Below are 21,303 nucleotides of genomic sequence, written 5' to 3'. Positions count from 1 at the left end.
GCTCAGGGGCCGTGACGATGGCCGATCGGTTGGCACTGTCTGTTGTCGAAGAGCGCGATCACACGGTGGTCATCAAGTCGAGGTGCTGTGACGGCCCTTGATGTGAGGTCGAAGGTCGGCTCGCCGATGAAGACGAGATGCATCCCCGCTGCCCGCACGGCGCGCGCGCCGACCTCGGAGTCCTCGAACCCATAGGACAACGCGGGGTCCGCGTGCACACGGTCGCAGGCGGTGAGGTACACGGCCGGGTCGGGCTTCGCTGCTCCTGCCGTCTCGCTCGTGCACACAACATCGAAGGCATCGAGGAGGCCCGAGCGCCTCAGCAGGGAGGTGACGATGTCCGTCGGACCGTTGGACGCGACGGCGAGCGGCAGCCTCCCGTGAAGTATGTGCACGAGGCTCGCTGCGCCGGGGAGCATACGCGGCGGCTCGACGTCCGCGATCTCGGCGAATCGCTTGACCACTCTCGCCTGCACTTCGTTCACCGGAGCGCCGGTGATGCGGGACAGGATCGCCGCACCGGTCCGCACGGGACTGCCGACCGTGCGGGCATGTTCGGCTGCCGTCATTTCATGACCGAGTTCGGCGGCGATCGTGCTGAAGGACTGTGCCCATGCGGGCGCGCTGTCGAGGAGAAGTCCGTCGCAGTCGAAGACCGCAGCCTGGGCTTGTACTGCTTTCAGTGTTCGCTTCCTGTCCTTTGTGGGGCTGAGGCGGCATGAATGCCTCAGTTGCCGCCGCGGCGTGCAAGGGGCCGGCCGGGCACCGGTCGGCTCCCTGGCCGCCTGACACGGTTCTGGACCACATTTCGCACGTCCGCGCTGTTCTTTCAGTCGCGGCAGACGGCGACGACCGTTCCGTCCGTTGTGACGACTATGAGCCGGTCATCGGTGACCAGAGGCGGCGCGAGCAGGCTCTGACCGATCTCGTAGGAACGCTCATACCGTCCCGTCGCAGCGTTGATCGCATGGATACGGCCGTCCATCCCGGGGGCGTACACGAGGTTTCCCTCGACCGTCGGCGAGCCCATGAGAGGGCCGTGTGCCGTTCGTCGGAACGGGATGTGCGCAAGGAGCGCGTCACCTTCCAGTTCCAGGCTCCAAGCAGCAGCACCGGTGTGGACGTGGTAAGCGCTCATCCGGCGATCGGAGGTGACGGCGATGACGAGATCGCCATGGAATGCGGGCTGCCCCGGTGCGTACACCGTACTCGTCTCGCGATCCCAGAGGATCTTTCCGTCGTCGATCGCCCAGAGGTGACCCGACGCGGGAAACACCGTAACTCCCGATCGGTGCCGATTGCCTGGGCCCACCGGGCTCCAGCCGAACCAGTCGAGGTGGTTCATCGCATCGTCTCGCACGGCGACGGACCGGGGCGTGGCCGCGACGGCGGCCGACCGGTCGGTGCCCTCGGCGCGCGGCGAGTCGAGCTGCCATATCGGCTCACCGGTTCGCGGCTCGATCGCCACGAGCGCGGGCCGCAGCGGCGCCGCTCCGAGGAGGAGTTCGTCACCGGCCGGCACAACTCCCGCATGCGGCACGTTGTTGAAGTGCGGCCACGGGCGCGGGAACGTCCATCGCCGCTCACCGGTGACGGGATCGAGAGCGCGGAGTGTTCCGGGATAGCCGACCACGACCACATCATCGGAGCTGACCGCTGGAGCAGTGAGGCACCAGTCCCGAAGGGGGTCCGCCGAGAAGTCGGTCCACACTCTCGTGCCGTCGGTGACATCGAACCCTGCCGCGTTGCCCGCGATGTCATGGACGATGATCATGTTGCCGACGACCGCTGGTCGTGCCGCGATCGGATGGTCGAACGCGGTGCTCCATCGCTGTTCCCCGTCGGTGAGTCCGAGTGCCGTCACACGGCCGCTCTCGGGCTCATCGCCGGTGCCGGCCACGATGACGGCGTCGCCGCAGAGCACGGGACCGCCCGCCGTCCGACCGCTCGCCTGCAGGCCGCGGCTCCACAGGGCGCCGCCGCTCACCGGGGTGGGGGGAGCTCCGATCGGCGCCGAAGGCTTCACCTCGATGCCGTCCCAGGTGATGATGCGTGAGCTGGGGGCGGAGTGGTCGAGCCCGGCGAACAGCGCCGTCGGCGTGTTGATGAGTCGGATCCCCTGATGCGTGGTGACGCGATCTGTGTGCCAGTGGCCGGTGAGGACGGCGAGCGGCTTGGTGGGGAGGTTTCGGAAGAACGATGCGTGCGGGTTGTCGTGTGCGAGGAGGATCCAGGGTCTGTCACCGGTCGCGTCGATGTCGTTGCGGATCCACCGATCCTGCCGAACTCGGTCGATGCCGCGCTCCCAGGTGTTCCAGTCGATCGCCACGATGTGCAATCCGGCGATGTCATGGGAGTACCAGCGGGGGCCGACGTGCCGTTCCCAGAGGTCGGAGCTGCTGCCGTTGATGAGGTAGTCGGTGTCCGTCAGGCTCATCGCGTAACGGATGCCCGCCTTGTGATCCGCGTTTCCCGGCAGGGCGAGGATCGGCAGTGGCGGCTCGTCGATGAGGCCGTGCAGCGCGTCGTACTCGGCGCTTGCCCCGACATCGACGAGGTCGCCGGTGAGGAACGCCGCCGCGAACGGACCATGCGTCTCGGCCAGACGCCCGAGAACTTCGCGGGCGTGCGCGGCTTTCGGGCTCTCCATGTTCCAGTCCGAGCCACCGGAACGGACTTCGCCGGACGAGTCAGTGAGGTGAAAATCGGTGGTGTGCAGAAATCGGACGGGCAGCGACTGTGCTTCGGGTCGTAGCCGGAAAAGAAGCCGACGATCGCGTTCCGGTCGGGCCCACCATCGGTCACTTGTCCACCCGGTGGGCAGGCAGAGCGTGATGAATTCGGCCACCGGGAGGGAGAAGGCACCATCGCTGTCCGTGTGCACGACATCGGTGAGGTTGCTGACGAGTACGTTCGCGACAGGTCGGCCGGCATCGTCGATGACGTCGCCGCTGATGAGTTCCTCGGATGTCACGAGCGCACCTGCTCCTTCAGTTCGCTGAGCGTGCCAAGGCGGAGTTCGTCCGCGCCGAACACATGCACATCGACCGCGTCAAACCCGAGCCGGACGGTCTCGCCCGGCGTCACCGCCCTGGTTGCCGCGATCCGCGCCCGGAGTGTCACTGCGGGCAGCCCGGACGCGGCGGTACGCAGATGGAGCACGGCGGATGATCCTTCGTGCTCGCGCAGCACCACCTCGGCGCTCACGGTGTATTCCTTCGAGTCGTCGTTCACCGCCATCGCTTCGGAACGGATGCCGAGTGTGAGGTCGGTGTCCTGGCGCACGTCGGGGAGACGCAGCTGGGTGAACGGTGTCTCCCAGACTCCCGCGTCGATCACCGACGCCTGAATCGTGTTCATGGGCGGCGTTCCCACGAACGTCGCGACGAACAGCGATGCCGGCTGGTCGTACACCTGTTGAGGCGTCCCGAGCTGCTCGATACGGCCGGCTCGGACCACCGCCACTCGATCGGCCATCGCCATGGCGTCCGTCTGATCGTGCGTCACATGAATGGTCGTGGCCGCCGTCGATCGCATGATCTCGGCGATCTCGGCTCGGAGACTGATGCGCAGTTGGGCGTCCAAGCCCGAAAGCGGCTCGTCGAGGAGTACGACCGCGGCCTGGCGTGCCAGGGCCCGAGCGAGCGCGACCCGCTGCCGTTGACCACCGGACATCTGCCGGGGCAGGCGCCCGAGCAGTTCGCTGATGCCGAGCCGCGCCGCGATGTCGTGCGCGCGGTCGTTCGCCTCCTGCTTGGACAGGCCGATGCCGTGCCGCAGCCCGAGCGTGATGTTGTCTCGCGCGGAGAGGTGTGGGTACAGCGCGAAGTGCTGGAACACGATCGCGATGTCCCGCTTGTGCGCGGGGAGGGTGCTCTGGGGGACGCCACAGATGACGATCTCGCCGTCGTCCGCCGCCTCAAGTCCGGCGATGATCCGAAGCAGTGTGCTCTTGCCGGAACCGGAGGGGCCGAGAATGACCAGGCTTTCGCCGTCATCGAGGCTGAAGGAGGTGTCCGCGACCGCGGTGACGGACCCGAATCGTTTGGCGACGTGCCGCAGTTCGACCGATGCCACTACTTCACCGCCGCGTTGATCTGCCGCACCGTCGTGGACACCTCGGAGTTCGTGTCGCCGCCCCGGATGATGTGCTGCACCATTTGCTGCACGATCTGGTTGACCCGGCCGGTCGCGGTCCCGGGCCACGCGTCCCAGGTTGTCGGCGTGCCTTCGTACTTCCAGCTGTAGCCGACCGGTGTGTGGGCGGCAGGGTCGGCCGCGAGGGTCTTGGCGGCCGCACGGTCGACCGGGATATAGCTGAACTGCTTCGCGCTCGCGGCGATGACGTCGGGATCGAGCATGAGCGAGATCATTTCGTTCGCGTACGCGGCCTGGCAGGGGTCCTGCGAGAGAACCATCCACCCGTTTCCGCCGGCAGGCAGCGAGGTCTTCTGCACGGACGGCACGGGCATCGCCGACACGTCCCAGGCGAACTTGCCGCCGACGGCGGCCTTGGTCGACGCGGCGATCGACGGGCTGTCGATCATGAATGCGATGCGGCCGCCCTGGAAGGCCGTCCGTGCGTCGTTGACGCTGATCGGGTCCTGGAGGCCGTCCTTGCCCAGGGTCTGGTAGAGCGAGATCGCCTCGCGCCCGGCCGCGGTGTCGAATCCCGCGGTGCCATCCCCCTTGATGTACGCGCCGCCGGCGCTCTGCACCAGAGCCTGGACGATCCAGTCCGAGAAGCTGTCCTGCGGCACCTGCACCGGGGCGGTGCCGGTGGCCGCCTTGATCTTCTTCGCAGCCTCGATGAGTTGGCCGGTGGTCGTCGGCGCTGAGGTGACACCGGCTTTCGCCGCGAGGGTCTTGTTCATGTACAGCACGGGAACCGACAGCTGGAACGGCGCGACATACGCCTTCCCGCCGATGGTGCCCGCCGCGAGGTATCTCGTGATGTAGGTCGACCGCAGGGAGCTGGTGTCGATGGGCTGCGGCTTGTACTGGTCGACGTAGTAACTCACCTGCGACAGACCGACCATGGCGACGTCGGGTCGCCGACCAGCGGCGATGTCCGCGGTGACCGCCTGCGTGAGCTGGTCGTAGGTGGTGACGTTCGTCTCCCTGAGCTCCACCGAGAGCTTTGGGAACTTCTTCTCCATCTGGGCCTTGGCCCGCCTCGCCGCGGTCTCCCCCTGCTGGGCGTAGGCGACGGTGATGGTGCGGCCCGAGGGTTTGCACTGGTCGAGGGCTGTCGCGGTGGCGACGCCGGAACCCGAGGTGGTCGCGCCGCTGGAGCCGCAACCGACGAGGGCGACGGACGCGACGAGAGCGAGTGAGGCGCCGAGCGCGGCGCGCTTGGAGATGCTCATGGACATGGGGTGGCAGTCCTCTGCAGAAGATATGTAGGTGAGTGTCGAGGGTGCGAAACGGGTCGCGATCAACCGGGAAGTTCCCCGCCGGCGATGCCGGCAACGAATCGTCGTCGTGCGGCGAGGAAGAGAATGAGGATCGGGACGGTGATGATCACGGCGCCGGCCGACAGGGCGCCGAAGTCGTTTCCGATGTCCGACTGTGCGAATGTTGCCAGCGCAAGCGGTGGGGTGCGCTTCTCCTGGCTCCGGGCCACCAGCAGGGGCCACAGATAGTCGTTCCAGTGGAAAAAGATCGAGAAGAGCGAGAACGTGGCGATCGCGGGTCGGCTCGACGGAATGATCACCCGCCAGATCGTCTGGAACGTGCCCAGTCCGTCGGACCGTGCGGCGTCGATGAGCGCGTCCGGGATGGTCAGCATGTGCTGCCGAAGGAGAAACAGGCCGAATGCGCTCGTGCCGAACGGCACGATGAGCGCGGCGAGCGTGTTCACCATGTCGAGACGACTGACACCGATGTACAGCGGAAGGGCGGTCGCCTGGGCCGGCACAAGCAGCGCCGCGAGGACCAGATAGTAAGCGAGGCGCTTACCACGAAAGCGGAGCTTGGCGAATGCATAAGCAGCCGGGATACAGGTGATGAGCTGGATCGCCAGGATACCGATCGTGACGATGACGCCGGTCACCATCGCCTGGCCGAGATGCGCCTCGTTCCAGGCGCGAACGTAATTGGAGAAGTCGAACCCTCGCGGAATCGGCGAGAGTCCGTCGCCGACGATGGCGTCGGCGGACGCGACCGAGGTGCGCAGCATCCATGCGAAGGGGAAGACCGCGCACAGGCAGGCGATGATGACGGCGGTAGCGGTCAGGCTCCTGGTCAGCCGGCGACGTGTCATGTCAGCGCTCGCTCTTGGTGAAGGCGGATCGGCGTACGGCGCCGATGATGACGAGGATGATCAGAAGGACCGCTGAGAGCGCCGCACCTTGGCCGAGGTCGTAGTAGGAGAAGCCGAGTTGCCAGATCTCGGTGAGTACGGTCTGGGTGGAGTTCAAAGGACCGCCTTGCGTCAGCACATTGACCGTGTCGAACACCTGCACCGACTGGAGTGTCATCAGCACGGCGACGAAAAGCGTCACGGGACGCAGCAGCGGAAGCGTCACCCAGCGAAGACGTCTCAACCCGGTGATTCCATCGACCGTTGCGGACTCGGCAATCGCAGTCGGAATGGTGGTGAGGCCGGCGAGATACATCAGCATCGCCAGTGAGGACCCGCGCCATACGCCGATCGCAGCGAGGGTCGGCAGTGCCAGATGCGTATCGCCGAGGAAGTTGAGAGGGGCGAGGCCGATCATGGCCATCAGTTGATTGACAAACCCGCCGCGCAGGTCGAAAACGTAGCGGAAAACGACGGCCATGGCGACGAGATTCGCGGTGAACGGCAGGAACAGCAGCGCCTCGACAAGGACACGAAACCGCCGGATGGTGTTGGCAAGCAGCGCCAGGCCGAGACCGAGGGCGATACTCGGAACGATGGTCATCGCGCAGTAGAGGGCGGTGTTTCCAAAGGACTGGATCACGACGGGATCGTCGAAGATCTTTTGGTAGTTGCGCAATCCGACCCAGGTCGCCTGGTTTTCAGAACCGAGGCGGATCTCGAACAGCGAGCTGATCAGCGCCAGCACCGTCGGCAGTACCACGAAAACGCCGAGGAACGCGACGGCCGGAACGACGAGGACGCCTGCGGGCACGCCACGGCGACCGCGGACCGCCGTGTGAGGTTTCTTCAGCCGCCGGCCAGGCTCGGTCGCCGTGACAGCCGCGGGGACGGTGAGGTGTTCGGTCTGCACGTTGCTCCGGATGTCGATCTTCGCGATGTGGGGTCGGGGGGGTGACGCAGAGGAGCGTGGCGCCCCAGAGCAAACACAGGTTGAACAGATCGCAAATGGTGTGGCATAGATGAGTGAGCAGCTTGTCTATGCAGGGCGCAGCGGGTCTGTCACCTGCATAGACAAGTTCGTCTGCTGTTCACCGTCGCACGACCAGCCGGTGACGCGGGTGCCCTATCGTCTCCCTGATGAACATGCAGAGCTCTCCCGACCTCGGGCTCAGGTCGGCGACCGCGAAGATGTCGACGTACCTCCGTGTGGCGAACGAACTCGCCGAGGAGATCCGCGATCTGCCGGCCGGGCATCAGCTGCCTTCGGAGAACGAGTTGGCGAGCCGCTACGGGGTGAGCCGGCTCACCGCTCGCGCCGCGATGCAGGAGCTGGAGCGCCGCTTCGTGGTGACACGGGTACGCGGTCGCGGCTCCTTTGTGGCACGACGCCTTGAGATCCTGACCCGGGTCGGGTCCTCACCGAGCTGGTCGGAGGCGGTGCGGCAGGCCGGCGGACAGCCAAGCCTTCGCGTGCTGAACGTGGCAGAAGTGGCCATTTCCGATGAGGTGCGCCGAATCCTGCGCCTTGACGACCAGACCACGGCTTTCCAAGTCGACCGCCTGTGCTACGTGGACGGGCTGATCGCCGAAGTGACGCGTACGTGGTTCCCGAAGGAGTTGGTGCCACGCCTGGACGACCTGCTCGGCCGCGGAGGATCGCAGACCGTCCTGCTCGAATCCTTCGGCTACCGGCCTCGCAAGACCTGGGTCCGTACGGATCTTGTGCCCGTTCCAGGAGAGATCGCCAGGCTCCTGGAACTTGAGGGACAGCCGGCCGTGCTGCACACGGCTTCCATAGTCGAGGATGCCGAAACCGGCGTGCCGCTGCTCACGGGTGAGTCCTGGATGCGGCCGGACGTGGTGCGGACGACCGTCGAGGTGGGAGTCGACGCCAAGGGCTGATCGGCGGTTGCCGACGTTGCCGACGTTGTCGACGTGAAGTCGTGGCCGGCGAGCGGTGGTTGCCGCGGCAGCCGGTTCACGGCCTGTAGGCCGACGATCGTGCGGGAGAACACGTCAGCCCGAACAATCGGGACAAGGTTGGCCAACCACGTCCGCTCCGTCTCCGCCCATGCCGCGCTGATCAGTTCCATGGCCTGATCGCGGCGTGCCGGGTGTTGGCCGAGGAGCTGGGCGAGCAGGGCCGTGTTGTAGGCGTGTCAGCCACTGTCACCCCCGCGACCGGCCTCAAAGTCACGGGCCTCCCGCAAGACCTCCTCGGCGTCCTGGTAAGCGCCAAGGCCCATCTGCACCTGAGCCAAGTAGTTGAGCGCTATGGGCAGTTCGGCCTTCAGTGGTTCCTCGCGCAGCCGCTGGACGCATCGGTTCAGCCTGCTCAGCGCCTCGCTGAGGTGTCCGCTGTCGAAACTCGTCCACCGAGTAGGTCTTCAGCCGGTCATGGCCGCCTGAGCTGCGGAAACAGCAGGCAGGGTGGGAATGTTCGTATTAGGGTGCTACGCAGACCGTGCGGCGGTGACCGGCAGGGAGGAGAGCGCGTGCGGGAAGAATCCTCCGGCCTGGTGATGCCTGACGCGGCCCGTACCGTGAACTCACCCGCCGACGGCCATGGAGGCAATCCGGACCCGGCCGTCCGACAGGCACTCAGGCGTCCGCTGCGTTTCCTCTTCTCCTGGTGGCCCTGGCGTTGTTGGGCCCATCTGCTCAGCGGCATGCTCTTCGGCTTCGTTCTCCTGCTTGTCCTGGTGGCCATGCTCCTCCTGGGACTCGGCCTCTCCGTCGTCGGTGTCGGTGTCTTCCTTCTCGCGACCGCCGCGGTCCTCGGTGTCCCCGTCGGCGCGGTGGAGCGGCGACGTCTGCGCTGGGTCGACCCCACGCCGCTGCCCGACCCGCACGGCTCCCTGGCCGGGGTCGGCACAGTGGCCTGGTTCCGCACCCGGCTGCGGGAACGCGCGACCTGGCGAGAACTCGGCTACACGGTGCTGCTCGCGACGGTCGGCACCGCGGTCGGCGTCGGCCTCGTCGCCCTGCTGGGCCTGTCCATCCTGCTCACCGCCGCTCCCGTCTTCGTGTGGGCCGTCAGCCCTGACACGGTGATGCTCGTTCCGGGGGTGCCGACCCCGAATCCCGTGGCCGCGCTGCCGGGGACGGCGGTGGGGCTGGCGGGCTTGACGGTATGTGCGTACGCGGGAGGTCTGTTCACCGGCGCACAGGTGCGCGCGGCCCGGTTTCTGCTGTCGGCCCGTGACGAGGATCTCCGCGGCCGGGTGATCGAGCTGACCCGGTCCCGGGCCCGGCTGGCCGACGCCTTCGAGGCCGAACGCCGCCGTATCGAGCGTGACCTGCACGACGGGGCCCAACAGCAACTGGTCGCGCTCACCATGACACTGGGACTCGCGGAGCTGGAGTTGCGCGGTGCTGACTCGTCTGCGGCCGAACTCGTTATCCGGGCCCGGGGCGAGGCACGCCGCGCACTCGACCAACTGCGCGATCTCGTGCGGGGCATCCATCCCCAGGTACTGACCGACCACGGTCTGACCGCGGCGGTGGCGGAGGTGGCGCTGCGCAATCCGATCCCGGTCACGGTCGACATCGATCTGCCGCGCAGGCTGCCGGCCGCCGTGGAGTCGATGGCGTACTTCAGCGTCACCGAAGCGCTGACCAACGCCTCCAAGCACAGCGGTGCGTCCCGGATCGGCGTGGTCGGCCGGATCGACTCGGACCGGTTCATCCTGCTGATCACCGATGACGGCAGGGGCGGGGCGGATCCCGCGGCCGGGGCCGGCCTGCGCGGGCTGGCGGACCGACTGGCGATACAGAAAGGCAGGCTCATCGTGAGCAGTCCCCTCGGCGGCCCGACCGAGCTGCGGGTGGAGGTGCCGTGCTCCGCGTAGTGCTGGCAGAGGACGCCGTGTTGCTGCGGGCCGGGCTGGTGGAGTTGCTGACCAGGAGCGGGCACGAGGTGGTCGCCGCCGTCGGGGACGCCGAGTCCCTGGCCCACGCGGTGGACGCGGACCGGCCCGACGTCGTGATCACGGATGTGCGTATGCCACCTGATTACCGTGACGAGGGCCTGAAAGCCGCGCTCGCCCTGCGGGCACGCCATGACCGGCTGCCCGTTCTCGTGCTGTCGCAGTATGTGGCCACCGCGTATGCGACGCAGTTGCTCGGCGGGAGCGGAGACGGCGTTGGAGGACTCGGCTACCTCCTCAAGGACCGGGTCGGCGAGGTCGCCGAGTTCCTGGACGCGCTGACCCGGGTCGCGGCGGGCCGGACCGTCATCGACCCCGAGGTGGTCCGCGTCCTGCTGCTGCAGCAGTCGGCGGACCGGCCGCTGGGACGGCTGACTCCCCGGGAGCGGGAGGTGCTGACGCTGATGGCGGAAGGGCTGAACAACCAGACGATCGCCCAGCGGCTGGTCATCACGGAGGCATCGGTGGTCAAGCACTCCAGCAACATCTTCATGAAGCTGGACCTGGATCCCACCGAGGGCAACCGCAGGGTGCTGGCGGTACTCGCGCATCTGCGGGAGAACGCCGGGTCCTGAAGTCGGCGCGTACGGCGTCGTCATGACAGGGGATCGGCGGCACGGGGCTGCCCACGGACTCAGCCTGACGGAGCGGCGCCGCGGCCCGCCCCGCTCGGCGGCCGGATCAGGAGGACTGTCCGGCCCCGGATGCGTTCGGCCCGGAACTGGGTTCCGAACCGGGTTCCGGCGTGGGAGTGAGCAAAGCTGTCAGATGCCGGGCGGAGGCGTCCCAGGTCCACTCCTTCTCCACCCAACGCCGCCCGGCCCTGCCCATGCCGACGCGGTCCGGGGACAGCAGGGTCAGGGAGATGGCCTCGGCGACGGGCGCCACGTCCCGCCCGTCGACCACCCGTCCCGTCTCGCCGTCGAGCACGGTATCGGGAGCGCCGCCGGAGTCGCCCACGATCACCGGGAGCCCGCTCGCCTGGGCCTCCAGGAACACGATGCCGAGGCCCTCCGCCTCAAGCCCGGCTCTGCGGGTGCGGCAGGGCATGGCGAAGACGTCGGCCGCCGCGTAGTGGGCCGCCGTGTCGGCGTGGCTCACGCCGCCGGCGAAGACGACCGAGCCGTCGGCATACCGGCGGGCCAGCGTGCGCAGCCGTGGTTCCTGGGGTCCCTTGCCGACCAGCACCAGTGCCGCGTCGGGCACCGTCCGCTGGATCAGGGGCAGGGCGCGGATGAGGACGTCCTGCCCTTTGCGGGCGACGAGCCGGGACACGCACAGCACGACGTTCCGGTCCTCGACACCGAGGCGGGACCGCAGGTGCCGCGCGGCCGCCGGATCGCTGTCCGGCCGGAACACCTGGGTGTTCACCCCTGGCACCAGGCGGCTCAGGTGTGCCCGCGGCCCCAGGGCCGGGGCGATGCGGTCCCGGGTGTAGGGGCCGAGGTAGGTGACGACGTCCACGCCGCTGCCCACCCTGCGCAGCACCTGCCGGGCTCCGGGGGTGTGCGCCCACCAGATCTCATGGCCGTGGGTGGTGGCGACGATGCGCCGGGCACCGGCCCGCCGCAGGGTGGGGGCCATGGCCGCGAGCGGGGCGGCCGCGCCGAACCAGACCCGGTCGCAACCGTGGGCCCGCATGATCTCGACGGCGCGCCTGCCGACGGAGCGGGTCGGCAGCAGCGTACGGCCGCGGTCCCGTATCACCGGGAACGGCAAGGTCGCGTCGAACTGCCGGTGGCCCGGCTCGCTCGACGTGTAGACGACGACGTCGTCGTCCGGCACGCGCGTCGCCATCGCGTGGACGAACGTCTCGATGCCTCCCTGCCGGGGCGGGAAGTCGTTGGTGATGACCAGGGTGGTCCCCATGGGTATCGGCACAGCCTTCGGTCGTGGGTGGTCAGTTGGGGTGCAGGTGGTGAGCGGGTGGTGAGCAGGTGGCTGCGGCGGTCGTCGGTGACAGGCACGACGTCGATCGGACGGCCGACCCACTCGTGAACAGGCGGCTACGGCAGCCGTCGTGACACACGCGCGGCATCGGTCCGGCGGCCGACCCGCCAGCGGTCCGCGGCCGAGGACGTGTGAGGCGGTACGGAGCCGGCGGGCCGGTCCGGGCAGCGGCTCAACGCCGTGCGCCCGTCCCGGGGGCCCGCGAGCGCGGACCGGGCTCGGGGAGAAAGCCGGTACAGGGAGAAGGCCGGTACTCGGCACCGCCGCCCAGGCCCACGTCGTCGGTCCCTACCGAGCGCTGCCACGCAGAGGCCATACACGCAGGGGCCATACGCGCGGGGGCCATACACGCAGGGGCCATACACGCAGGGGCCATACGCGCGGGGGCCATACGCGCGGGGGCCATAAGAGGTGCCGCCCAGGTGGACGCGGCGGCCGCGCATGCGGCGCGCCGGGTGGGGGGCGCCGATGCGCCTCCCCCGCGAGCGCCCTGTCCCGGGCCGAACCGGTGCACGGTCGGCTTTCCTCGATGACCGGTCCGGCGACGGCCGTCGGGCCGACGCCGCCGGAAAGGCGCCCGCGGTCCGTGGGAGCATCGTCCGTTCCGGAGCACGGGCGGGCGGCATCCCGCCGGACCGTCCTCGCGGGGCGCTCCGGCGCAACCTGCCGGGACCACGCCACGAGGACGACCGGAAACCCGAGATAACCGAACCGGCCGACGGGAGCCAGCAGGAAGCCGACGCACAGTCCGACGGCGAGGCGCTGCGCGGCGGAGGCCAGCCCGAGCGGCGGCCACAGCAGCAGCGAGGCGCCCACGGCGAGCGCGCCGAGCAGCAGCAGCCCGACGGCCGCGTACCAACCGACCGGTCCCAGATCCGCGAGCAGGCGGCCGGGAAGGGGGCTGTCCGCCGGAGTCGGTACGCCGCCCCGTCCGGTGGGGAAGGCGAGCGCCTGCTCGACCATCGCCTGTGGCGACAGCAGGAAACTGGGCAGGACCAGCAGCACCGTCCCGGCCATGGCCGTGGCCACACAGCGCACCGCCACCCGGCTGCCGCGGGTCCGCCCGAGGAGCGCGACGGCGACGGCGACCGCGGGCAACGCGGTCCATTTCAGCGAGCAGGCGGCGGCCAGCGCCAGTCCCGTGGCCACCGGTCGCCCGCGCGTGGCACAGGCCAGCGCGAGACAGCACAGCCCGGTCAGCGGAAGGTCCACGCCGCTGACGCTCAACGGCAGCGCGACCGGGGGTGACGCGATCAGCGCCGCGAGCGCGGTCCCGTACGGCAGGCGGCCGCCCCGGGCCGGCCGGGCCGCACTCGGCGCGTCGAGCATTCGACGGCCGGCCTCCAGACAGATCAGGAGGACCAGGGCGCAGCACAGGCGTGCGTCGCTCAGGACCCGCAGCGCCCAGTGGTCCGCGCCGAGCAGGGCCCGAGCCACCCCGAACAGGGCCATGCCCGGCAGATACGGCGTGTAGTCGGCGGCCGTGTGCGGATGCGCCAGGTAGGGCGTGCCCTGATGCAGCATCAGGGCGCCGGAGCGCTCGATCACGCCGACCTCGCTCTGCTGGGCTCCCGTCAGCACGAGGTAGGTCAGGGGCACGATGACGGCTCCCGCGAGTGCGCACACCAGCGCGGCCGTACGGGCGCGCGGCCACGGCAGCCGGTGGACGGAGATGGCCGCGCACCCATACCCGGTCGCCGCGCTCAGACCCCAGACACGGTGCGTCGGGAGGTGGGAGACCAACGGGAATCCCAGTGCCCACACTGCGGCCAGGCACCATCCGGCGGCCCATAGCGGTCCGGGGCTTCTGGGGCCCCGAAGGCGGGAACTGCCCGTAAGTGCCCGACCCACGGCCGTCTTCTTCAACCGGTGAACCATCACCCGGCCATTGCAGTCCCACGGCACCATCAAGGTCATGACAGGTAGGTCGAGACCTGCTCTTCCGGTTCTCCCTACCCCGCCGCCGCTGACAGGTTCTGCTGCCGTCAAGCTGTCGAACCGCCAGCCGACACCCGCTGCCGTCGAACCGTCAGCCGACACCCGCCGCCGTGAAACCGTTGAACCGTCAGCCGACACCTGGCCGAGATCGGCCTCGACCGGCGCCGGTTCATCGCCCCCAACGGGGGTCGGCACCCCTCTCGGACGGGACCGGCCGCTCCCCGAGAACGTCGGCAAACCCCCGGGCAATTGTGCAGCGCAACCCGTTGACCCTCACGTGGACCCCATGTATACATGCGCCATACGCGGTGAATCCTCTTCGGAACGGCCCCTCTTCGGGCCCGGCGGGTGGAGATGTCATGGGAGTGATGAACAGGCGGAGCCTCCTCAGGGGAGGCGCCGCCGCGTTGGGGACCGCCACCTTGGCCGCCTGCGGCAATCCGGCGACTCTGCCCGAATCCATGGAGGCCGTCCGGCCGGGGGCCGGCGGTCCGAGCCGGGGCGGGGTGCTCCACTTCGGGCTCTCCACCGACCCGGCCAACCTGGATCCGCATATCACCACCGGGGCCGCCTCCGACTATCTGCGGCAGCTCGTCTACAACGGTCTGGTCCAGTACGACGGCGCCGGGGAGATCGTCGCCGATCTCGCGTCCGAGTTCGGCTGGGCCGACCGGCACACCTACAAGGTCAGGCTGCGGCCGAAGGTCGCCTTCCACGACGGGTCCGCGATGACCGCCGAGGACGTGGTCTTCTCCTTCCGCCGGATGATGGACAAGGAGACCACGGCCACCTCCGGTCCGCTGCTCGACGCGGTCGAATCCGTCGAGGCGGTCGACGTCACCACGGTGGTGTTCCGTCTGGCGCGGCCCGACGTGGCCTTCCCGTTCGCCTTGGCGGCACCGACGTCCAGCATCGTCTCGAAGCGGTGGATCGAGTCCGGCGCCGAACCCAAGACCCAGATGATGGGCACCGGCCCGTTCCGGTTCGTGGCGCGCGTCCCCGGCGTCAGCACCACCTTCGTCCGGTTCGAGCACTACTTCGAGCCCGAACTGCCGTATCTCAACGGGATCGTCTTCCAGCCCATGGGCGACGACTACGCCCGGGTGACAGCGCTGCGCACGGCCACCGTGGACATGATCGACTACGTCCCGGCCACCCACGTCGGCGTCATCACCCGCAACCCCCGGCTGCGGTTCGCCTCCGACCGGACCTTCGGCTTCGGCTTCGTCGGGTTCGTCACCAGCAAACCGCCCTTCGACGACGTACGGGTCCGCAAGGCGATCGCCCTCTCGATCAACCGGCCATCCGTCCTCGACACCGCGCTGCTGGGACACGGACGGCCCATGGACGGGGCGCTGATGTCCGGCGCCTTCGCCCGCTATGCGCAACACCTCGACGGCTCGATGCCGTACGACCCGGAGCAGGCGCGGTTCCTGCTCAAACAGGCGGGGCACGAAGGGCTCGCGGTGCCGGTCGTCACCACCAGCTCGTACTCGGTGATCGCGCGCCCGGCCCAGGCCATGCTGCCCGGGCTGCGCGCGGCCGGTCTGAAGGTGGAACTCACCCAGCAGGAGTGGCTGACCTTCCGGGCCGACGTGGCCGCCAAGACGTTCCCGGTCCACTCGTGGGGGACGGCGCCGATGTTCGGCGATCCCGCCGCCCTCGGCGACTTCATCGGCGGCACCGGCATCTTCACGAGGAACCTCGACTTCCAGGACGACCGGATCGACGAACTCCTCACCCAGGGACGGCAGACGGCCGCCCCCGGCCTGCGGGACGAGATCTACCTGGAAGCGGAGCGGCGGGCGCTGGAGCTGGTCCCGATGACCTACACCGTCCGCCGTGAGCAGGGCGAGGCCCACTACCACTACGTCAAGGGCTACCAGCACCCGCCGAAAGGCGCGTGGACCGCCGTGGCCCTGCGTCGGACCTGGATGGAGAAGGCAGCGTGAGGCGTTTCCTTTTCAGACGGTTCGCCCAGGCGGCCGTGCAACTGTTCGTCGTCGGCAGCATCGTCTTCTTCCTGGTCCGGCTCATACCCGGCGATCCCGCCAGGGCCGCCCTCGGCGACTCCGCCACAGAAGAGCAGGTCGCCCAGACGCGGCGGGCGATGCACCTCGACGAGCCCTTCCTGACGCAGTACCTCGGCTTCTGGGGGCGACTCCTCCACGGCGACCTGGGCACCTCACTGATCAGCGGTCGGGAGGTGATGCAGGATCTGCCGTCCCGGATCGGCAACTCCCTCGAACTGGTCCTCATCGCCCTGGCCGTCTCGCTGGTGCTCGGTATCGCCCTCGGCCGACTGGCCGCCACCCGTGCCGACCGACCGACGGACCACGCGCTGGTCGCGGGGTCGATCTTCGGGATCTCCCTGCCCGTCTTCGTCGTCGGCACGCTGCTGCTGCTCGTGTTCGCGTTCTTCCTCCCCATCCTGCCGCCGCGCCGCTTCACCTCGCCGCTGGAGGACCCCGTCACACATCTGCAGACACTGGTCCTTCCGGTGATCACGCTGACCGCGGCATCGTGCGCCGTGATCACCAGAATGACCAGGGCGGCCATGCTCGAAACACTCACCGCGGACTACGTCCGCACCGCGCGCTCCAAGGGACTGGCCGAACGGCGTGTGATCAACCGCCATGCCCTGCGCACCGCCATGCTGCCCGTGGTCTCCGCGACCACGGTCGAGCTGACCACGCTGATCGGCAGCACGGTCCTGGTGGAGGCCATCTTCGGCTGGCCCGGCATGAGTTCGCTGCTGATGGCCGCCGTGGGGCAACGCGACTACCCCGTCATACAGGCCGTGGTGCTGGCCGTCGCGACCATCGTCATCCTGGTCAACCTGGTCGGAGACCTGGTGGTCCGGGCCCTCGACCCCCGGGCGGAGGACAACTGATCATGACCAGTGTTCCGCACCCTCTGGTGCAGGCCCCACCGGATACACCGACGAGCGGCGGTATCGGCCGGAAGTCCTTTCTCAGCAGGCTGGTGGCGAACCGCAGGACCTCCGTGGCCGGCGCCTTCCTGCTGCTGATCGCCGTCCTCGCGGTCTTCGCGCCGCTGCTCGCCCCGCACGACTACCGGGACATCGTCGGCAAGCCGCTCTCCTCGGGCGGGGTACTCGGGATCGACGACTTCGGCCGCGATGTCCTGTCCCGGCTGCTCATCGGTCTCCGTACGTCCCTGGGGGTGGCCCTGTCGGCGGTCCTGGTGGCCGGAGTGCTGGGCGTGGCACTGGGGTTGGTGGCCGGATACGTCGGCCGCCGGGTCTCCGTCGTCATCATGCGTGGCATCGACATCCTGCTCAGCTTCCCGCCGATCGTGCTGGCGATCGCGGTGGTGGCGGTGCTCGGCCCGGCACTGGTCAACGTGGTGCTGGTGATCGGCGTGCTCTACATCCCCCGGTTCACCAGGATCGTCTACAGCCAGGTGCTCGCGATCCGGCATGTGGAGTACGTCGAGGCCGCGGAGATCATGGGCACGCGGCCGGCCGGCATCGTCCTGCGGACGATCCTGCCGAATGTGGCCGCCCCCGTGATCGTGCAGCTCAGCCTCTCGGTGAGCTTCGCCATCCAGATGGAGGCCGGTCTCAGCTTCCTCGGCCTCGGGGCGCAGCCGCCGCTGCCGTCCCTGGGCACGATGGTCGGTTCCGGGCGCGACTTCCTTGAGGTCCAGCCCACCCTGCTGATCTACCCCTCCGTACTGATCATCCTCGTCGTCCTCGCGCTCAACGTCTTCGGCGACGGCATGCGCGATCTGCTCGACCCGCGCCGCCGCGGCAGCACCTCCTGAACCCGGTGGCTCGCCCGACGGCGCCACCCCTCTCGAAAGGAATCACATGACCGCGACCCTCCCCACCACCCACCGGCTCGGCGAGTTCTCCTGGACCCAGGTGAAGCGGCTGGCCGAACAGGACCCGATCATCCTGCTGCCCATAGGCGCGGTCGAGCAGCACGGGCCGCATCTGCCGATCCACGAGGACTCCATCGTCGCCGAGTGGGTGGCGGACCGGCTGGCGAAGGAGAACGGATGCTATGTCGCACCGGCGCTCCACTACGGGCACTCCGGTATCTTCCGCGGCTACCCCGGCAACCTGTCGCTGAGCCAGGCGACGCTGCGCACGGTCACCTACGAACTCATCGAGGCGCTGGTCCAGTCCGGTTTCCGACGCATCGTCATCATCGACAACAACGGCGGCAACGTCGGTCCTGTCACCGGTGCGAGTCTGGACGCGCGGCGCGACTTCGGGGTCCTGATCGGGCATCTCTATCCGTGGCAGCTGGGCTATGCGCTGATGCGGGACGTGTACAAGGACCCGGGGACGGCGTACGGCCACGGGGCGGAGCCCGAGCACTCCGCGATGCTCGCGCTCTTCCCCGACCAGGTGCAGAGCGACCTGGTCGTCGCCGGCGGCCTGGAGTCCGCCGACGGCTGGACGCCGACCAGCTACAACGAGGCGGCGATCCCCGGATACGACGTCCCCGGCACCGTTCTGTGGGACTTCTCCGAGGTCAGCCCGACCGGGTGCACCGGCGATGTGAGTCTGGGCAACGCGCAGACCGGTGAGATCTGGATCGAGCGGGTGATCGGGTTCTGCTCCGCCTATCTGCGGGAGTACGACCGGAACACCTCGGCCAAGTAGCCCCCTGACCCGTTCCGTTCCGTCCTGCGTGACCCTCCGAGGAGACGCCATGACAACCGGTAAGGCTTTTTCCGAGTCTTCCGATTCTTCCGAGTCTTCCGACCCGATCCTCTCGGTCGAGGGGCTCTCGGTGGACTTCCGGATCGCCGGTGCCTGGACACCGGCCGTGAGGCAGGTCAGCTTCTCGGTGGCCAGAGGCGAGGTGGTCGCGCTGGTCGGGGAGTCGGGTTCCGGCAAGTCCGTCAGCTCGATGTCCGTGCTCGGACTGCTGGGGCCCGGCTCCCGGCGCCGCGGCAGCATCCGGTTCGACGGCACCGAGTTGCTCGATCTCGATGCCGAGGCGCTGCGCGCCATCCGGGGCAAGCGAATCGCGATGATCTTCCAGGAGCCGATGACGGCGCTCAACCCCGTCTACACCATCGGCGAGCAGATCATCGAGGCGATCCGGTGCCATAAGCCGTTGCCGACCGCCGAGGCCCGGTCGCGGACGCTGGAGTTGCTGACCACGGTCGGCATCCCCGAGCCGGAGCGCCGCATCGACAGCTACCCGCACCAGCTCTCCGGCGGCCAGCGGCAGCGCGCGATGATCGCCATGGCCGTCTCCGGCTCGCCGGAGGTCATCATCGCCGACGAGCCGACCACGGCGCTCGACGTCACGGTGCAGGCGGAGATTCTCGAACTCCTCCGCCGACTGCAGAAGGACCTCGGTTCGGCGGTCGTCATCATCACCCATGACATGGGGGTCGTCGCCGACCTCGCCGACCGGGTGGTGGTCATGCGGCGGGGCGAGGTCGTCGAAGAGGCCCCGGTCGCCCGGCTCTTCTCCCATCCGCAGCACGAGTACACGCGCCGGCTGCTCGCCGCGGTGCCGCGGCGGCAGGTCGGCCGGTGGACGGAACCGGCCCCGGCCGACGCCGCCACCGGCCCCGGTGGGACGGCGACGCTCCGGGTCACCGATCTGGAGGTCGAGTATCCCGGACGGCTGGGCCGCAAGGGCGTCAAGGCCGTGCACGGCGTGAGCCTGGCCATCGACAAGGGCCAAGTCCTCGGCCTGGTGGGCGAGTCGGGCTCGGGCAAATCCACCATCGGCCGGGCGATCGTCGGCCTGGCGCGGGCCTCGGCCGGCTCGGTGGAGATCTGTGGTACCGAGGTGACGCGCCTCAAGGGCCGGGCGCTGCGGGGCTTTCGCAGAACGTACTCGATGGTCTTCCAGGACCCGGGATCCTCGCTGAACCCCCGGCTGTCGATCGGGGACTCCATCGCCGCCCCGATGATCGCCAACCGTTTCGCGGACCGCCCCGCCGTCCACAGGCGTGTGCAGGACCTCCTCGACCAGGTCGAGCTGCCCGCCGGCTGGGCCGGCCGGTTCCCGCACGAGCTCTCCGGCGGGCAGCGACAACGGGTCGGCATCGCCCGCGCGCTGGCCCTCGAACCGGAGCTGCTCATCGCCGACGAGCCGACCTCGGCCCTCGACGTCTCCGTCCAGGCCACCGTGCTACGGCTGTTCCAGGAACTGCAGGACAGGCTCGGCTTCTCCTGCCTGTTCATCAGCCACGACCTGGGCGTTGTCGAGCTGCTGGCCCACGAGGTCGCCGTACTGCGGCACGGGCGGCTGGTCGAGCAGGGCCCCGCCCGCGAGGTGCTGAACAACCCGCAGACGAACTACACGCGCAGGCTGGTGGCGGCCGCGCCGGTGCCCGACCCCGCGGAGCAGGCCGAGCGCCGCAGGCTCTGGCAGGCGATGGCGAAGTGACGCGCCGTCATCCACCGCGGCCGGCCCCGGGTCAGTGCAGGTGCGAGACCACTCGCTCGTCCGGTTGCAGATGGCGGCGCAGTACGCGCTGGGCGGCGTCGAAGTCGTGCACGGTCAACGCCTCCAGCAGCGCTCGGTGTTCGGGACCGATGACCGTCAGCCGCTTGGGGCCGACCGACACGGCTCTGACCCCGATCCTCTGCTGCCTCGGTTGAAGGCTCGCGAAGAGGTCGGTCAGGACGCTGTTTCCGGTCGCCTTCACAAATGAATAGTGGAAGAGGAAGTCCATCTTCGTCTGTTCGGCGATGACCTCGCGATCTCCGGCCCGGCAGCGCGCCAAACGGTCCGGATCCTCCATCTGATCCAGATACGCGAAAATTTCGGCCGGAATCTCGATGTGCTTCTCACAGAGAATCCTGAAGCCGTGGATCTCAAGGACCTGCCGCATCTCATAGGTCTCGACAAGCTCTTCGGCCGTCACTCTCCGCACCTGGGCGCCGCGCCGGGGAAGCAGGTCGATGAATCCCTCCGCCGCCAGCCGGTGGAATGCCTCGCGCACCGGGGTCCGCGACACCCCCGCCTCGTCGGAGACCACCTTCTCCTCCAGGAACGACCCCTCGGGGAACCGCCCGTCGAGGATCGCCTCCTTCGCCCACCGATAGGCCCGCTCATTGGCCGTCGCAGGCCGGTTCTCGTCGAATGACCAGTCCATCTCGCCCCTTTGTCATGTATACCCAACGTATACCAGAATCCCGAGGGAGTCCGCAGTGCCCGAGCAGGACCAGCC

Annotated in this window: 17 protein-coding genes; 8 read left to right on the top strand and 9 right to left on the bottom strand. The window is 68.8% G+C overall.

From position 1 onward, the window contains the following. Window positions 1–2 precede the first annotated feature (2 nt). The 6 genes from ACWEKM_RS20490 to ACWEKM_RS20465 form a co-directional block, all read right to left on the bottom strand. A complete protein-coding gene (locus tag ACWEKM_RS20490; RefSeq protein WP_451622631.1) occupies window positions 3–683 on the bottom strand; it encodes an HAD family hydrolase in 681 nt (226 codons plus the stop codon). A gap of 146 nt (window positions 684–829) precedes the next feature. Beyond that, window positions 830–2,974, bottom strand: a complete 2,145-nt coding sequence (locus tag ACWEKM_RS20485) for an outer membrane protein assembly factor BamB family protein (RefSeq protein WP_451622608.1) — start codon at window positions 2,972–2,974, stop codon at window positions 830–832. Then, the gene (locus ACWEKM_RS20480; protein ID WP_451622607.1) at window positions 2,971–4,077 is read right to left on the bottom strand and encodes an ABC transporter ATP-binding protein; all 1,107 of its coding nucleotides are present in this window, start codon (window positions 4,075–4,077) and stop codon (window positions 2,971–2,973) included. The genes ACWEKM_RS20485 and ACWEKM_RS20480 overlap by 4 nt, the downstream gene beginning before the upstream one ends. Beyond that, complete coding sequence (locus ACWEKM_RS20475; RefSeq protein ID WP_451622606.1) at window positions 4,077–5,369, bottom strand: extracellular solute-binding protein; 1,293 nt, start codon at window positions 5,367–5,369, stop codon at window positions 4,077–4,079. The genes ACWEKM_RS20480 and ACWEKM_RS20475 overlap by 1 nt, the downstream gene beginning before the upstream one ends. Window positions 5,370–5,437: 68 nt before the next feature. Next, window positions 5,438–6,265, bottom strand: a complete 828-nt coding sequence (locus ACWEKM_RS20470) for a carbohydrate ABC transporter permease (RefSeq protein ID WP_451622605.1) — start codon at window positions 6,263–6,265, stop codon at window positions 5,438–5,440. A gap of 1 nt (window position 6,266) precedes the next feature. Next, a complete protein-coding gene (locus tag ACWEKM_RS20465; protein WP_451622604.1) occupies window positions 6,267–7,217 on the bottom strand; it encodes a carbohydrate ABC transporter permease in 951 nt (316 codons plus the stop codon). A gap of 227 nt (window positions 7,218–7,444) precedes the next feature. Here ACWEKM_RS20465 and ACWEKM_RS20460 point away from each other — a divergent pair, with 227 nt between their 5' ends. From ACWEKM_RS20460 to ACWEKM_RS20450, 3 genes are all read left to right on the top strand, one after another. After that, window positions 7,445–8,209, top strand: a complete 765-nt coding sequence (locus tag ACWEKM_RS20460; RefSeq protein ID WP_451622603.1) for a GntR family transcriptional regulator — start codon at window positions 7,445–7,447, stop codon at window positions 8,207–8,209. A gap of 593 nt (window positions 8,210–8,802) precedes the next feature. Further along, entirely contained in the window at window positions 8,803–10,158 is a 1,356-nt protein-coding gene (locus ACWEKM_RS20455) for a sensor histidine kinase (RefSeq protein ID WP_451622602.1), read from the top strand. Continuing rightward, the gene (locus ACWEKM_RS20450; RefSeq protein ID WP_451622601.1) at window positions 10,146–10,811 is read left to right on the top strand and encodes a response regulator; all 666 of its coding nucleotides are present in this window, start codon (window positions 10,146–10,148) and stop codon (window positions 10,809–10,811) included. The genes ACWEKM_RS20455 and ACWEKM_RS20450 overlap by 13 nt, the downstream gene beginning before the upstream one ends. A 106-nt stretch (window positions 10,812–10,917) precedes the next feature. On the opposite strand, the gene ACWEKM_RS20445 is transcribed toward ACWEKM_RS20450, so the two are convergent. Further along, window positions 10,918–12,105, bottom strand: coding sequence for a glycosyltransferase family 4 protein (locus tag ACWEKM_RS20445; protein WP_451622600.1), 1,188 nt, complete (start codon window positions 12,103–12,105; stop codon window positions 10,918–10,920). Window positions 12,106–12,474: 369 nt separating this feature from the next. Continuing rightward, window positions 12,475–13,929, bottom strand: coding sequence for a glycosyltransferase 87 family protein (locus ACWEKM_RS20440; protein ID WP_451622599.1), 1,455 nt, complete (start codon window positions 13,927–13,929; stop codon window positions 12,475–12,477). A 563-nt stretch (window positions 13,930–14,492) separates the two neighbouring features. On the opposite strand from ACWEKM_RS20440, the gene ACWEKM_RS20435 reads away from it, so the two are divergent. From ACWEKM_RS20435 to ACWEKM_RS20415, 5 genes are read left to right on the top strand one after another with little or no spacing between them, the layout of a single operon-like run. Continuing rightward, window positions 14,493–16,076 carry an ABC transporter substrate-binding protein gene (locus tag ACWEKM_RS20435; protein WP_451622598.1) on the top strand — a complete coding sequence of 528 codons (1,584 nt, stop codon included), beginning with the start codon at window positions 14,493–14,495 and terminating at the stop codon, window positions 16,074–16,076. Continuing rightward, window positions 16,073–17,017, top strand: a complete 945-nt coding sequence (locus tag ACWEKM_RS20430) for an ABC transporter permease (protein ID WP_451622597.1) — start codon at window positions 16,073–16,075, stop codon at window positions 17,015–17,017. The genes ACWEKM_RS20435 and ACWEKM_RS20430 overlap by 4 nt, the downstream gene beginning before the upstream one ends. Before the next feature lie 2 nt (window positions 17,018–17,019). Next, window positions 17,020–17,913 carry an ABC transporter permease gene (locus tag ACWEKM_RS20425; RefSeq protein WP_451622596.1) on the top strand — a complete coding sequence of 298 codons (894 nt, stop codon included), beginning with the start codon at window positions 17,020–17,022 and terminating at the stop codon, window positions 17,911–17,913. A gap of 46 nt (window positions 17,914–17,959) precedes the next feature. Beyond that, complete coding sequence (locus ACWEKM_RS20420) at window positions 17,960–18,763, top strand: creatininase family protein (RefSeq protein ID WP_451622595.1); 804 nt, start codon at window positions 17,960–17,962, stop codon at window positions 18,761–18,763. A 49-nt stretch (window positions 18,764–18,812) separates the two neighbouring features. Beyond that, window positions 18,813–20,516: an ABC transporter ATP-binding protein gene (locus tag ACWEKM_RS20415; RefSeq protein WP_451622594.1), complete on the top strand. Its 1,704-nt coding sequence runs from the start codon at window positions 18,813–18,815 to the stop codon at window positions 20,514–20,516. A gap of 31 nt (window positions 20,517–20,547) precedes the next feature. On the opposite strand, the gene ACWEKM_RS20410 is transcribed toward ACWEKM_RS20415, so the two are convergent. Then, the gene (locus tag ACWEKM_RS20410; protein WP_451622593.1) at window positions 20,548–21,228 is read right to left on the bottom strand and encodes a GntR family transcriptional regulator; all 681 of its coding nucleotides are present in this window, start codon (window positions 21,226–21,228) and stop codon (window positions 20,548–20,550) included. Between the last annotated feature and the right edge of the window lie 75 nt (window positions 21,229–21,303).

The organism is Streptomyces sp. NPDC004752 (genome assembly GCF_053601275.1).
The sequence above is the reverse complement of the archived record's forward strand: the minus strand, read 5'-3'. Positions and strand labels throughout refer to the sequence as shown.